The sequence below is a fragment of the Amycolatopsis sp. NPDC114503 genome, assembly GCF_055633655.1.
In genome coordinates, this window is sequence record NZ_JBVKDT010000004.1 from 314,028 (window position 1) to 327,672 (window position 13,645).

General features: G+C 70.4%; 11 protein-coding genes. 4 read left to right on the forward strand and 7 right to left on the reverse strand.

The window, feature by feature from the left end:
- Positions 1-96: 96 nt before the first annotated feature.
- From ACZ7OI_RS18640 to ACZ7OI_RS18650, 3 genes are read right to left on the reverse strand one after another with little or no spacing between them, the layout of a single operon-like run.
- A complete protein-coding gene (locus tag ACZ7OI_RS18640) occupies positions 97-891 on the reverse strand; it encodes a crotonase/enoyl-CoA hydratase family protein (protein WP_470265448.1) in 795 nt (264 codons plus the stop codon).
- Positions 881-1,294 carry a Zn-ribbon domain-containing OB-fold protein gene (locus ACZ7OI_RS18645; RefSeq protein WP_470265449.1) on the reverse strand — a complete coding sequence of 138 codons (414 nt, stop codon included), beginning with the start codon at positions 1,292-1,294 and terminating at the stop codon, positions 881-883. The genes ACZ7OI_RS18640 and ACZ7OI_RS18645 overlap by 11 nt, the downstream gene beginning before the upstream one ends.
- A gap of 14 nt (positions 1,295-1,308) precedes the next feature.
- The gene (locus ACZ7OI_RS18650) at positions 1,309-2,490 is read right to left on the reverse strand and encodes a thiolase family protein (RefSeq protein WP_470265450.1); all 1,182 of its coding nucleotides are present in this window, start codon (positions 2,488-2,490) and stop codon (positions 1,309-1,311) included.
- Positions 2,491-2,710: 220 nt separating this feature from the next.
- Here ACZ7OI_RS18650 and ACZ7OI_RS18655 point away from each other — a divergent pair, with 220 nt between their 5' ends.
- The 4 genes from ACZ7OI_RS18655 (at position 2,711) to ACZ7OI_RS18670 (ending at position 9,150) form a co-directional block, all read left to right on the forward strand.
- Positions 2,711-3,781, forward strand: coding sequence for an acyl-CoA dehydrogenase family protein (locus ACZ7OI_RS18655; RefSeq protein WP_470265451.1), 1,071 nt, complete (start codon positions 2,711-2,713; stop codon positions 3,779-3,781).
- 3 nt (positions 3,782-3,784) lie between these two features.
- Entirely contained in the window at positions 3,785-4,978 is a 1,194-nt protein-coding gene (locus ACZ7OI_RS18660; protein WP_470265452.1) for an acyl-CoA dehydrogenase family protein, read from the forward strand.
- 21 nt (positions 4,979-4,999) lie between these two features.
- Positions 5,000-7,372: a CaiB/BaiF CoA-transferase family protein gene (locus ACZ7OI_RS18665; RefSeq protein WP_470265453.1), complete on the forward strand. Its 2,373-nt coding sequence runs from the start codon at positions 5,000-5,002 to the stop codon at positions 7,370-7,372.
- An 803-nt stretch (positions 7,373-8,175) separates the two neighbouring features.
- Entirely contained in the window at positions 8,176-9,150 is a 975-nt protein-coding gene (locus ACZ7OI_RS18670; RefSeq protein ID WP_470265454.1) for a LysR family transcriptional regulator, read from the forward strand.
- A 51-nt stretch (positions 9,151-9,201) separates the two neighbouring features.
- Here ACZ7OI_RS18670 and ACZ7OI_RS18675 read toward each other — a convergent pair whose 3' ends face one another.
- From ACZ7OI_RS18675 to ACZ7OI_RS18690, 4 genes are all read right to left on the reverse strand, one after another.
- Positions 9,202-9,630 carry a MarR family winged helix-turn-helix transcriptional regulator gene (locus ACZ7OI_RS18675; RefSeq protein WP_470265455.1) on the reverse strand — a complete coding sequence of 143 codons (429 nt, stop codon included), beginning with the start codon at positions 9,628-9,630 and terminating at the stop codon, positions 9,202-9,204.
- 33 nt (positions 9,631-9,663) lie between these two features.
- Positions 9,664-10,857 (reverse strand): CaiB/BaiF CoA transferase family protein, encoded by a 1,194-nt coding sequence (locus ACZ7OI_RS18680; RefSeq protein WP_470265980.1) that lies wholly within the window; start codon positions 10,855-10,857, stop codon positions 9,664-9,666.
- Positions 10,858-10,916: 59 nt separating this feature from the next.
- On the reverse strand, positions 10,917-11,675 hold the full coding sequence (locus tag ACZ7OI_RS18685) for an NPP1 family protein (protein ID WP_470265456.1): 759 nt from the start codon (positions 11,673-11,675) through the stop codon (positions 10,917-10,919).
- Positions 11,676-11,747: 72 nt separating this feature from the next.
- Complete coding sequence (locus ACZ7OI_RS18690; protein ID WP_470265457.1) at positions 11,748-13,580, reverse strand: FUSC family protein; 1,833 nt, start codon at positions 13,578-13,580, stop codon at positions 11,748-11,750.
- Between the last annotated feature and the right edge of the window lie 65 nt (positions 13,581-13,645).

The following is a 13,645-nucleotide window of genomic DNA, read 5'->3' on the forward strand; positions in this document are numbered from 1 at the left end:
AGGGCTCCTTGAGGGAATCTAATTCCCTCAAGGAGCCCTTCACGGACGTTCACGCACCCGATGCGAACAGAGCGCGTCTCTCCGAGTACAGAACGCTTACTTGGCCTGCCAAACCGGCGCGCGCTTCTCGACGAACGCCAGCGTTCCCTCGCGGACGTCCTCGCTCGTCATGACCCCGACGGCGTTCTCGCGGGTGTTGTCCCACGCGCTGTCCTCGGCCGCGATCGCACCGTCCACAATGCCCAGTGCGACGCGTTTGCTGGCCTGCACCGCCAACGGCGCGTTCGCGGCGATTTTCTCCGCCAGCGCCAGTGCCTCGGTCAGCACGTCGGCGTCCGGGACCACGTGGTTCACCAGACCCAGCGTCGCCGCGCGGGCGGCGTCCAGCGGTTCGCCGGTGAACATCATCTCCATCGCGATCTTCGGCGGGATCTGCCGGGGCAGCCGGAACACGCCGCCGGCCGCGGCGAAGAGGCCGCGCTTTACTTCGGGCAGCCCGAATTTCGCCGATTCGGCCGCCACCACCAGGTCGCTGGCCAGTGCGAGTTCGGTGCCGCCGCCGAGGGCGAATCCGTTCACCGCGGCGATCGTCGGCTTCGAGATCGGGTGCCGCGCGTATCCGGCGAATCCCCATTCCTCGTTGCCCGGCGCGGCGAGCGATTCGCCCCGCGACACGGCTTTCAGGTCGGCTCCGGCGCAGAACGCCCGCTCCCCCGCGCCGGTCAGCACGACGACGCGCGTTTCCGGATCCTGCTCGGCGCGCTCCAGCGCGGTGCCGACGAGTTCGCTCAGCTCGGAGTTGACCGCGTTCATCGCGTGCGGCCGGTTGAGCGTGATGACCAGGATGTGTCCGCGCTGGTCGACGAGCGCGGCCGGGGCGTCATCGGGCATGGTCTGCCTCCTCCGCCGGCGCGAAGACCGGCACCTTCTCGTGGTCGGGTTCGGGGCCGGAGGGCACGAAGACCGCCCGCACCGGCAGCTGCCAGAGGTCCGCGTCCGGGTCGGCGTCGAGCCGGCACCACCACCACGGTCCCTCGGTCAGCTCCACGATGCCGACGACCACGCGCTCCGGTTCGCCGCCGTCGCGCGCCCGCTTGTGCACCACCGACCACGACACCACCGTGCCGGTTCCCGCCGCGGCCGTCCACTCCAGATCGTCATCGGGGTCCGGGACCGTGCGCGGGTCGAGGTATTCGCCGGTGCCGCGCCGCCGCAACAGCCGGAACTCGCCGATCGCGGTTCCGTCGAAGAACGCCGCGGACTCTTCGTCGCGGGCGACTGGGTTGATACGCATCGTCATCCCTCCGCTCACGCCGCGCCGAGCACGAGCGTGCTGTGGTGGTCCAGAATGCCGCCGTTGCCGGAGACCAGCACGGTGTCGTGCTTCGGCACCTGGCGTTCGCCGCCCTGGCCGCGCGCCTGGATGATCGCCTCGGACAGCGGCGTCATGCCCCACAGGTAGTACGACGAGAGCTGGCCGCCGCCGGTGTTCACCGCGAGCTTGCCGTCCGGGCCGAGCATGCCGGGCGTCGCGACGAACTCGCCGCCTTCGCCCTTGCCGCAGAACCCGTAGTCCTCCAGGGTGAGCAGCGCGGTGAAGGTGTAGCAGTCGTAGATCTCGGCGACGTCGATGTCCTCAATGGTCACTCCGGCCATCTCCATCGCCGCCGGACCGGACTGCGCCGCGCCGCTCACGAGACCGAGATTGTCGTTGCGGCGGAAGGAGTTCCCCGGGTGCGCCTGACCCCAGCCGAGCACCTGGACGGCAGGCTGAGCCAGAGAAGCCGCGCGCTCCGCGGAAGTCACGATCACCGCGGCGCCGCCGTTCGACACCAGGCAGCAGTCCAGCAGGTGGAACGGTTCCGCGATGAACCGTGACGCTTGATGGTCGGCCAGGGTGATCGGATCCCGCAGCTGCGCCAGCGGGTTCTTCGCCGCCCACGCGCGCTGGGCGACCGCGATCGCGCCGAGTTGCTCGCTCGTGGTGCCGTAAGTCTTCATGTGCCGTCGCGCGGCGAGGGCGTAGAACGAGTTCGGTCCGGCGAAACCGCTGGAGCCCAGCAGGCTTCCCCAGCCGGTCGGGGTCGTGCGACGGCCGCCGTAGGCCGCGCCGGTCGCCTTGCCCTGCTTGAGCGGGGCGTCCGCGAACACGCAAGCGACGGTGTCGGCCATGCCCGCTTCGACGGCCATCGCGGCGTACTGCACCATCGCGCCCGCTGTCGAGCCGAACGCCTGCATCTGGGTGAACAGACGCAGGTCCCGCAGTCCTAAGTCGACTTGCAGGCTCAGGTCCACTCCGGGCGTCGTTCCGGCGGACACCAGCAGCCCGTCGATGTCCGACAGCCCGATCCCGGCGTCGTCAGCCGCGCGCCGGACTGCTTGCGCGGCGAACTGCCGCGCGCTCGGACCGTAGACTTTGCCCAGCTCAGTGAGCCCGAGGCCGGCGATTGCCGCCCTCCGGCGCGCCGGGGTTTCCCGCCTGCTCGTCATCTCGTCGCACTCCGTTCCCGACCGGTGGTCGCACCTCCACGTTCGCATCCCGCTGACCCGGCGTAAACGACCGGTCGGGACACCGGCAGATGAGCGCCCGCGACACGTGCGCCGATGTCCCTTCCGGAAACCTGCCGGTGTCGGAATCCGTGATGTACATCGCCGTTTTCCGCACCCAGCATGGGAATCGAGATCCGGCGACGGGAAAGGCGGTCCGGCGATGGCGATCAGCGCCGCGGAAACCGAACAGCTGCGGGAGGCGGTGCGCGACCTGCTCGCGGACTGCTGCACGGAGGCCGACGTACGCCGCGTGATGGCGACCGGCTCCGGTTACGACCCGGAGCTGTGGAAACAGCTGGCTGAGCTGGGGTTGCCCGGCCTGCTGATCGCGACGGAATATGGCGGGGTCGGCCTGGGCGCGGAAGAACTCGAAGCGGTTTCGGAGGAAATCGGGGCGGCGCTGGTGCCGTCGCCGTTTCTGTCCAGTTCAGTGCTGACGGCTTCGCTCATCGACGCGGCCGGGTCCGAAGAGGACAAACGCCGTCTGCTGCCCGCGCTCGCCGACGGGTCTTCGATCGGAACCGTCGCCGTCACTGGTCCTGCCGGCACTTGGACGCCCGAAGGTGTTGCGGTACAAGCGAACGGGACCCTCACCGGGACTGCTTCCTACGTAACCTTTGGCCAGCTTGCCGACGTCATTCTCGTAGTGGCTCGCACGGGCGACGACATCGGCGTCTTCGAGGTCTCGCCCGACGCAGCCGGCTTCACCCGCACTGCGGCGACGGTATTCGACCCGACCGTACGGCTATCTCAATTCACCTTCGCTGATACACCAGCGCGGCGAGTTGGTACTGCAGGGTGGGAAGCAGTGCAGCAAGCCTTGGACACCAGCGTGGTCGCGCTGGCCGGAGAACAGGCAGGCGGCGCTCGTAAGATCTTTGAGACAACCGTCGAATATCTCAAGACCCGCGTGCAGTTCGGCCGAGCGATCGGCAGCTTCCAGGCGATGAAACACCTCGCCGCGGACCGCCTCCTGGATGTCGAATCCGCGACCTCCGCCGCCCGGCACGCCGCGTCCGACGGCAGTCCGGGCGCGATCGCGCTCGCCGGGTTCGCCTGCGCGGAAGCGTACGAAACCGTTGCCCTGTCAGCGATCCAGATGCACGGCGGGATCGGCTTCACCTGGGAACACCCGGCGCACCTGTACCTGCGCCGCGCCCGCTCCGGCGCACAGCTGTTCGGCGGCTCGCGGCTGCACCGGGAGCGTTACCTCGTTTCGAAGGGGGCCTGACTCATGACCACCACCCTGCCCAGCGCGGACCAGCTCCGCGAAGAAGTCCGCGCGTGGCTCGCCGCGGAATGGACCGGGCTTACTCCACCCGAAGACCGTTGGGATACCACCCCGGAGCGCGTGGCATGGCTGGAAAAGGTCGTCGCCGCCGGATACGCCGTGCCGACCTGGCCGGTCGAACGGTCCGGCCGCGGCTACCCGGCCGAACTGGCCGACGCGATCGCCTCGGAGTTCGAGGCGGTCGGCGCTCCCGGCGCCCGGCAGGACAAGTACAGCATCCCGGCCAACACCGTCCTCGCGTTCGGCACCGAGAAACTCAAGAACGACCTGCTGTACGACGTCCTCACCGAACGCTCCCGGACCTGCCTGTTCTACAGCGAACCCGGCGCGGGATCCGACCTGGCCGGAGTCCGCACCACCGCGGTCCGCGACGGCGACCGCTGGATCGTCAACGGCCAGAAGGTCTGGACGTCCGGAGCGAAAACCGCGGACTACGCACTGCTCATCGCCCGCACCGACTGGGACGTCCCGAAGCACAAAGGCCTCAGCTACTTCGTCGTGCCGATGCACCAGCCCGGCGTCGACATCCGGCCGCTGGTGCAGATCACCGGCGAATCCCACTTCAACGAGGTGTTCCTGACCGACGTCGAAATCCCGGCGGACTACCTGGTCGGCGACGAGGGCAAGGGCTGGCGCGTCCTGCAGACCGCACTGGCGTACGAACGCTCCATCATGGGCGACGGCGCGCGGGCGTCACGGCACGGATCGATCGCCGACGACCTCGTCGGGCTCGCCAGGGAACGCGACCGCCTCGCCGACCCGGTCGTCCGCGACAACCTCGCCAACGTGCTCGCGTTGCGCGAACTGAACGCGTTGAACAACGCCCGTGCGAAGGCCGCCGCCGAACAGGGCACGTCGAGTTCGGTGATGTCGCTGGGAAAGCTCGCGATGTCCGGCATCTTGCACGCCGAAGGACGGCTGCGCACCGACATCGCCGGCCCGGAAACCCTGCTCGCCGGGAAGGAGAACCCGGTCGCCGACGACGTGAACTTCCTGGCGCTCAACGCTTTCTTCACCTCCATCGGCGGCGGCACCGACCAGATCCAGCGCACGATCATCGCCGAACGCGTCCTCGGCCTTCCCAAGGAACCCGAGATCGACCGCGATCTCCCCTTCCGCGCCGTCCGCCGCAGCTGAGCATCGAGGAGGCTGGTTCCCTTGTCCGACACTTACGACCCGCCGCTGTCCGGGGTCCGCGTGCTCGATCTGTCCTCCGGCCCGATGACCGCGACCGGACGGCTGCTGGCCGATCTCGGTGCGCGCGTCACCCGCGTCGTGCTGCCCGGTGTCACCGACCAACGCACCACCGGCCCGGTCGTCGACGGCGTCGCGATCGGCACCGCCATCGACCGGCACGGCTTCGCGCACGCCACCGCCGACCCCGGCTCGCACGGCTGGGAACAGCTGCTGGCGGACGCCGATCTGCTGATCGAAACCACTCCGCCGGGTTCGCCCGCCGAAGAACTCCTCGACGTCCCCGGCCTGCGCACCGGGCATCCCGCGCTGGTCATCCTGTCGATCAGCGACTTCGGCCGAGCCACGACCCGGCGGCACTGGCAGGCCACCACCCCGGTGTTCCACGCGCTGACCGGCGAACTCTCCCGCTCTGGTATCCCAGGCCGCGCGCCGCTGCTGCCGCCCGGCGAACTGCCGTACCACGTCGCCGCCGCGCAAGCCGCGTTCCAGGCGGTGAGCCTGTACCTGGACCGGCTGCGCACCGGACACGGCGACCGCATCGACTTCTCCGTCCTCGACGGCGCGATGCAGGCGCTGGACCCGGCGTTCGGCATGGTCGGCAGCGCCGCCGCCGGAGTGCCGTTGAGCGACCTCCCCCGCGGACGGACCGAAGAACGCCACCGGTACCCGATTTTCCCTTGCCAGGACGGGCATATCCGGATCTGCCTGCTGTCGCGGCGGCAGTGGTGCGGGATGTTCGCATGGATGGGCAGCCCGGCCGAGTTCGCCGATCCGAAGTACGACCAGGTGCGCGAACGCTACGCGTCGCCGGAGCTGCTGCCCGCGATCGGCCGCTTCTTCGCCGACCGCACACGCTCCGAGCTGGAGTGCGAAGGCCAGCGCCACGGCGTGCCGACCGCCGCCGTGCTTACGCTCGCCGAAGCCCTGCACACCGACCAGCTCACCGCCCGCGGCTTCTTCCGCGACACCGAACTGTCGCCCGGTCTCGTCGCGCCGGTCCCGGCTGGGATCGCCGAAATCGACGGACACCGCGCCGTCGCCGCCCCGGACACCGGCGCCCGACTCGCCGCCGCGCCGATCCTGGCCGCTCGCCCCCGTCGCGGCGAAGGCCGTCCGTTGGAAGGAATCCGGGTCCTGGACCTCGGCGTGATCGTGGTCGGCGGCGACACCGGACGGCTCTTCGGCGACCTCGGCGCGGACGTCATCAAGATCGAGAACTCCTCCTTCCCCGACGGTTCCCGCGCGGCGCTGCCGGGCCTGATGTCGCACGGATTCGCCGCCGGGCACCGCAACAAACGCGCCATCGGCGTCAACCTGCGGGATCCCGAAGGCCAGGCGCTGGTACGGCGGCTGGTCGCGCAGTCGGACGTCGTGCTGACCAACTTCAAACCCGGCGTCATCGCCTCGCTCGGGCTCGACCGGGCCGCGCTGTCCGAGGTCAACCCCGGGATCGTCGTCGTGGACAGCTCCGCCTTCGGCCCGACCGGCCCGTGGGCGAAACGGCTCGGCTACGGCCCGCTGGTGCGCGCCGCGACCGGGCTCACCAGCGAGTGGATCTATCCGGGCGAACCGGGCACGTTCAGCGACGCCGTCACGGTCTACCCCGATCACGTCTGCGCCCGGATCGGCGCGCTGGCCGCGCTGGCGCTGCTCGTCCGCCGCGAACGCACCGCGAAGGGCGGGGCGGTGAGCGTCGCGCAGTCCGAGGTGATGCTGAGCCATTTCGCGGACCGGATCGCCGCCGAAGACCTGGCCCGCCGAGGACACCGCCTCGCCGGACCCGCGCACGACGCACCGTGGGGCGTGTTCCCGACCGCCGGCGACGACGATTGGCTGGCGGTCACCGTCCGCGGCGACGCGGACTGGGGCGCGTTGTGCTCAGTGCTGGACCGTCCCGACCTGGCCGCCGACCCTGGTCTGGCCACGCGCACCGGCCGAGCTTCGGCCCGCGCCCGGATCGATGCCGCGGTGGCCGAGTGGACGACGCGGCATTCCCCGTTCGCGGCGATGGACCTGCTGCAGGCCGCCGGCGTTCCGGCCGGGGCGATGCTGCGGGCGGCTGACCTGCCGGAATGGGAGCAGTACCGGGAGCGGCGCGCGTTTCGGGAGGAGTTGCATCCGCACGCGGAGGAGCCGTATGTGCTGGAGAACGTGCAGATCCACGCCGCGCACGTCGCCGATCCGCCGGTGGGGCAGGCTCCGTTGCTGGGCGAGCAGACGTTCGAGGTCGCCGCGGAGTTGCTGGGGTTGGGGACGGCGGAGACGGCTGGGCTCGTGGCGCGCGGGGTGTTGGAGGCACCGGAGGAGGGCGAGCGGGCGGCTCGCGCGGGGTGAAGGGCGGTGGTCACGTCGCGCTGGATGCCGGTGGTGCCGCACGCGGGAACAGCGACTCCGCGAAACCGCACAGGCTCACTCCGGCGACCTCGCCGCCCGATCGATTCCGGCGGCGGCGCCCGCGAGCACCTACGACGGGCCACTCCAGCCCCTCTGCGAAACCGCACTCCGCCTCGCCGCCCGATCGATTCCGGCGGCAGCGACCGCGAGCACCTACGACGGGCCACTCCAGCCCCTCTGCGAAACCGCACTCCGCCTCGCCGCCCGATCGATTCCGGCGGCAGCGACCGCAAGCACCTACGACGGGCCACTCCAGCCCCTCTGCGAAACCGCACTCCGCCTCGCCGCCCGATCGATTCCGGCGGCAGCGACCGCAAGCACCTACGACGGGCCACTCCAGCCCCTCTGCGAAACCGCACTCCAGCGGCCTCATCGCCTGCTCGATTCGAGCGACGCCGAGCAAGCTGGCCACCCACCCCAGCCATGCCCGCCAGCACACGCGACGGCCCGCCAGTCCCGCGCAGGCCTGCCGCTCCGGGGCTCTCACCAGCCGCCCGACCCATGCAGCACCGAGCAAGCTGGCCACCCACCCCAGCCGAAGCCCGCCAGCACACGCGACGGCCCGCTAGCCCCCCGCAGGCCGATCACTCCGGCGCTCACCACCCACCCGACCCCGCGACACCGCACGAACACCCCACCCGCCCCGGAGCCCGCGAGCACACACGGCCGCCAACCCCGCCCGTCGGCGAACCTGCCCCGTCCAGCCCGCATCGACAACCGGCCGAACTCCCCTCCTCCGCCGTATGATCGCCGAAACCCGCCTGCCCGCCCCGCCCGCTGGACATTGGACGATGGAGATCGACTTCACCCGCCTCAAGTACTTCGTCGCGGTCGCCGACGAGCTCCACTTCAAGCGCGCGGCGGACCGGCTGCGGATCACCCCTCCGCCGCTCAGCAAGCAGATCAAGCTGCTCGAACGCGAACTCGGCGGCCCGCTGTTCGAACGGCACTACCACGAGGTCCGGCTCACCCCGCTCGGCGAAGCGCTTCTCGGCCCGGCGCGGGCGATCCTGCGCCAGGTCGACGGGCTGAAGGACATCGCGGCGGGAGTGCTCGAAGACGGCACTCCGATCCGGGTCGGAGCCACCGCGTACGCGCCGTCGGATCTGCTCGAAGACCTGGAAACCGCGGTGGGCGGGCTGGCCGCCCCGGCGACCTTCGAGGTGGCCGGTTCGGCGGCCGAAGTCACCGCCAAACTCGTGTCCGGGCATCTGGAACTCGGGCTGATCCATCTGTCCGTCGAGGATCAGCGGCTGCGCGCCCGCACCGTCGCGGAGTACCAGGGCGCGATCGCGGTCCGCGCGGACGATCCGCTCGCCTGCCGCGACCTCGTCCACATCGAGGAACTGCGCGACCGCGAGGTGGTCATCGACTTCGCCCGGCCGAATCCGGTCATCCTCGCCGCGCTGACCAGGAGACTCGCGAAGCGCGGCGTCCGGAACATCGTCCGCGCGGTCAGCGGGCGCGGCGGCGAGCTCGAAATGGCCGCGCAGGTGTTCAACCGGAGGCTGGTCGCGCTCGTGTCCTACGCGCCGGCGTCGTTCATCGGCCGGATGTTCTCGCCGCCGGAGTTCAAGCTGGTCCGGATCGACGAGGACGGCTGGGAACCGAGCCGGCTCGCGCTCGCCTGGGCGGCCGACCGCGCCGCCGGACCGCCCCGTCCGGCCGATCTCGCCGAGGACCTCTCCGCCAAGCTGGGCCCGATCCGCCGCGGCTGACCGAGACCCTCGACGCCCTGCGGCCGCGGCATGATCGTCCACAGTGGACCGCTAGGACTCGACGAACCTGCTCAGCAGCCGCCCGAACTCGACCACGTCGCGGCGGGGCCAGTCCCGCAACCGTTCTTCGAGCCGTTCCCGTTGCGCCGCACGGGTAATCGCCAGCGCGCGGTGCCCGTCCTCGGTCAGCTCGAGCCGCTGCCTGCGCGAATGCCGCGGATCCGGACTGCGCACCAGCAGCCCGGCGTTCTCCAGTTCCGCCAGCTGCCTGCTCACGGTCGAGGGGTCGAGCCCGTACTCCTGAGCGAGATCCGCCGCGTGCGCGCAGTCCGCGAGGTCGATCGAGGACAGCATCGTGTACTGCACGAACCCGAGCCCCTCGTACAGTTCGTTCGAGCGGACCCGGGACCCGCGGGAAAACAGGATCATCGCGCGGTGGATAGCGTCCAGGGCATCGCCGTCGCGGTCTTCTCCCGGCATGTCCCCGCATGCTAGAGATGCACCATACAACTGTCAACGCGGCTCGGCGGCGATCCCCCGGCCCAGCAGATCGTCCGCGTCCGCCCCGGCTTCTTCAAGCAGCGCACGGGTATGCGCGCCGAACGCCGGAACGTCGCCCATCCGCGCCTCGACGTCCGCGAACGTCACCGGAGGCAGCAGCGCGTCGACGGTCGCGTGTTCGGTGCCGATCGTCCGCCAGCGGTCGCGGGCGCGCAGTTGCGGATCGGCCACGACATCGGCGACCTGTTTTACTTGTGCGGCAGGGATTCCCGCATTCGCCAGCCGCTCGTCCAGGTCCACAGTGGACCATCGGGAGGTCTCGGCGGCGACTGCCGCGTCGCATTCCGCGCGGTGTTTCACCCGCAGGACATTCGTGGTGAATCGCGGGTCTTCGGCCAGCTGCGGGGCTTCCAGGACCGAGGTGACCAGCGTTCGCCAGCCGCTGTCGTTCTGGACGCCGATCAGCATCTGACCGTCTTTCGTCGGGTACGCGTCATAAGGGGCGATCGAGGCGTGGCTCAGACCCATCCGCGCGGGCTGGCGTCCGGAGTACATCTGGCTGTACATCGCGTAGCCCATCCATTCGACAGTCGCTTCGAGCATCGTCACCTCGACTGTCGCGCCTTGGCCGGTTCTCGAGCGGCGCAGGAGAGCCGCCAGCACTGCTTGTGCGCAGTACATTCCGGAGGCGATGTCGGAGGTCGGGATGCCGGTCTTGACCGGGGTGTCCGGGGTGCCGGTGATGCCGATCAGGCCTGCTTCGGCTTGGACCAGCATGTCGTAGGCCTTGCGTTGTTCCCTTGGGCCGCCGGCGCCGTAGCCGGAGAGGTCTACCGCGACCAGTTCCGGGTGGTCGGCCCGCAACTCGGCCGCGCTGAAGCCGAGCCTCGCGGCCGCGCCCGGGGCCAGGTTCTGGACGAAGACGTCGGCGCAGGCGATAAGTCGTCGTACGACGTCGCGGCCTTCGGCGGTTTTCAGGTCTACAGCCAGGGATTCCTTGCCTCGGTTGAGCCAGACGAAATGCGCGCCGGTGCCGTGGACTACGTGGTCGTATTCGCGGGCGAAGTCTCCGCCGTCCGCGCGTTCCACCTTGATCACTCGCGCGCCGAGATCGGCGAGGGTGCGAGTGGCCAGCGGGGCGGCGACGGCCTGCTCGACGGAGACGACGGTGAATCCGTCCAGCGGGAGCGCGGAGTCCGGGTGCATGCTGCTTACTATTACCCGGTTTTCGCGGGAATGCCGTGTTGCGTCGGTCATGCGGGCAGTCAGCCGCGCGGGTCGAAGGGAATTCCGGCGGGCTTCGACTTCTCCAGCAGGTCCTGGTAGCGGTCCTCGCTGATCTTGATCGTCGCGGCGCCGAAGTCGGCGGACATCAGACGGTCGCGCAGGGCGGTCGACGGCCAGCCGTCCCAGCCGACCAGGGGCGGGTACCGCCAAGCGTGGTAGTGGTTCTCCGGCGGTTCGTCGTGGGCGTCGGCGAGACGGAAGAAGTGCGTGCCGGGGCCGTCCTTGTGGTACACGGTCTTCGGGTGGGTGCCGTCGAAAGCCACCTTTGAGCGCGGGTAGGTCACCTGCGACGAGTGCTGCGTGGTCGTCACGTACTCGACCTGGTTCGACGACTGGTCGATCCACGAGATCACGTGTTCCCAGTCGTGCCGGTGCCCGCCAAGACCGCTGCCGTCGACGGCCTGGTCCTTCTCGAAGTAGCTCGCGTAGACGACCGCGCACCAGCCGTGGTTGCAGGTCGACCGGGAGTAGGTCTGGGAGTTGTCCAGGTCGGACTTGTCGTGGCAGTTGCCGTTGACCGCGCCGGTCGTTTTGAGGCCCGGCGCCAGCGTGCCGTCCGGGCCGATCGCCGGCGTGGCATAGCAACCGTCGCCGTCGTAGTCGTAGGCGGGCGAAAAGGTCTGCTCGTACCCGTTGGCGTTCTGCGGCAGGTTGTGCGGCGGATCGGCGTACGCCGGGGACACCGGGAACAGCAACGCCACGGACACAGTCACCGTCACGATCGGGAGTTTCCTCATGCCCGGATGGTGACATCGCGAACGCAGACAGTGAAGGGGCGCAAGGGAAGCATCTGGTGGCCGCACGGCCCTTCAGTTCGCGAGCACCTCCGCGCCCCGATGGACGCGCAGCAGGTCAGCCCGTACGAGGTCGGCCAGCAGGCGTTCCTCCTCGTCCGCGTCGGCCGGACGCGCGGGCAGTTCGCCGCTGCCCGCCAGCGCACCCGCAGCCGCCGAAGCGAAGGACGCCATCGTCGGCGACTGGCCGTCTCGCTGGAGCAGCGCGCCTGCCGACGCCGCGAGACCGCGCAATCCCTGTCCGGCTTCCTCCAAAGCTTCTCGTTGCTCCGACGACGGCTCCCGGCTGCCGGGCTCGGGGCTCAGCAGGTCCTGATGCGTCCGGGCGGCAGCACGGAACCGGAGCCCGACCTCGCGTCGTCCTCCCCCGCCGCGCAGCCGTTCCGCCACCGACGCGAGCAGTTCGCCGGTCTCGGAGACGGCGTCGGAAAGCCGTTGCGCCGCTGAAGGTTTCGGCACCCCGGGGACCGCGGCGAAGCCGAACAGAAGCCCGATCACCACCGCCAGCACCACCAGCAGCAGGTACTCCACGAGCACCGAAACCGCGTCCAGATGTCGCGTCGTGGCGTTCATCCCGACGCTCATCAGCACCATGCAGCCGTTGAACACCATCGGTTTCACCTGCATGAACGGGAATCCGACGAGCAGCGCGACAATTCCCAGCGGCAGCAACGCCCCTGGCGGCAACAGCCAGAGCGCGACCGCCAGCACCACGGCACCGGCCACCGCGCCGGCAGCGCGCTGCCACGCCTTCGCCAGCGTGTCCCGCCATTCCGGCTGCATGAGGGCGAAGGTGGTCATCAGGAACGACACCGTGAGCGGGTCGCCAGGCCGGAACGTCGCGATCACGGCCGCGACCAGCATGCCCAGCGCACACCGCACCGCATGCCGCAGCTGCGCGGACCGCCACGAGAACACCCCAGCCGCCTCGCGCCGCAAGGCCTCGCGGACGAGATGCCGCGGGAAGTCCACAATGGACTCGTCACGGGCCAGTACCGCTTCCCGGATCGCGGACAGCCCGGCCCAGGCTTCGTCGAGCAGCGCGCCGGTATCCCCGGGCAGCGCGACCTCCGGGTCGATCCGTTCGATCTCCGGCGGATCCGAAACGGTCTTGGCCCGCACGGCTTCCGCAAGCGCGGCAACCTGTTCGTCCGCGGCGTCGAGCACACTGGACACCGCCGCCGCCTGCTCCTCGTCGAAGGCGCGCAGCCGGTCCCGCAGCAACGCCGCCGTCCCGTGATACCGCGCGCCGCCCGCGAGAACCCGCGCCTGCCACGCTCGCGGCCGGTCGGTCACCCACAAGCGCACCGCCCGCTCCGCGCTCGCGCGATCCGGTCCGGCGAGTGCGTCGGCAAGTGCGGTGCGGGTCGGCTTGCCGGGATCGCCCAGCCCCATCAACAACCGCAGCACGAACACGACGCCGACGGCCAGCGCCGGCGCACAGATGATCTGCACCGGGCTGGCCGCGCCGCTCAACTGGAAGCCGTAGCCGAACACCGAAGCCATGCCGAGTCCGAGCCCGACCGTCACGTACCGCGGCCCGAGCGCGGGCACCAGCGCCGCCACGAACACCACCAGCACGAGCAGCGCGATCGACGCGACCGGCGACACCTCGCCCAGCAGCCGCGGCCCGGCCCCGCCGAGCACGACCGCCGGAACGAACGCCGCGAGCAGCAGCAGATCCGGCCGCAACGGCCCGCCGGTGGCGGCGATGAAGCAGAACAACGCGGTCAGCCCGGCCAGCATCGCCGTCCCGCCGAGCCCGAGCGCCACCCCGAGCCCGGCCGTGCCCCCGACGACCACCAGAATCGCCACGAGCATCCCGCCGCCGCGCGCAATCGCGTTCATCCCGCTCCGTTCCCCTCACCGCGCAATGCCGCCGGGTAGCCTCGCACGCCGCACCCGGGCGCCGC

Coding starts and splice junctions, on each gene's coding strand:
- ACZ7OI_RS18675 (WP_470265455.1), bottom strand. CDS start 9,630: ATGCCGGGAGAAGACCGCGACGGCGATGCCCTGGACGCTATCCACCGC.
- ACZ7OI_RS18650 (WP_470265450.1), bottom strand. CDS start 2,490: ATGACGAGCAGGCGGGAAACCCCGGCGCGCCGGAGGGCGGCAATCGCC.
- ACZ7OI_RS18655 (WP_470265451.1), top strand. CDS start 2,711: ATGGCGATCAGCGCCGCGGAAACCGAACAGCTGCGGGAGGCGGTGCGC.
- ACZ7OI_RS18660 (WP_470265452.1), top strand. CDS start 3,785: ATGACCACCACCCTGCCCAGCGCGGACCAGCTCCGCGAAGAAGTCCGC.
- ACZ7OI_RS18645 (WP_470265449.1), bottom strand. CDS start 1,294: ATGCGTATCAACCCAGTCGCCCGCGACGAAGAGTCCGCGGCGTTCTTC.
- ACZ7OI_RS18670 (WP_470265454.1), top strand. CDS start 8,176: ATGATCGCCGAAACCCGCCTGCCCGCCCCGCCCGCTGGACATTGGACG.
- ACZ7OI_RS18685 (WP_470265456.1), bottom strand. CDS start 11,675: ATGAGGAAACTCCCGATCGTGACGGTGACTGTGTCCGTGGCGTTGCTG.
- ACZ7OI_RS18690 (WP_470265457.1), bottom strand. CDS start 13,580: ATGAACGCGATTGCGCGCGGCGGCGGGATGCTCGTGGCGATTCTGGTG.
- ACZ7OI_RS18680 (WP_470265980.1), bottom strand. CDS start 10,857: ATGCACCCGGACTCCGCGCTCCCGCTGGACGGATTCACCGTCGTCTCC.
- ACZ7OI_RS18640 (WP_470265448.1), bottom strand. CDS start 891: ATGCCCGATGACGCCCCGGCCGCGCTCGTCGACCAGCGCGGACACATC.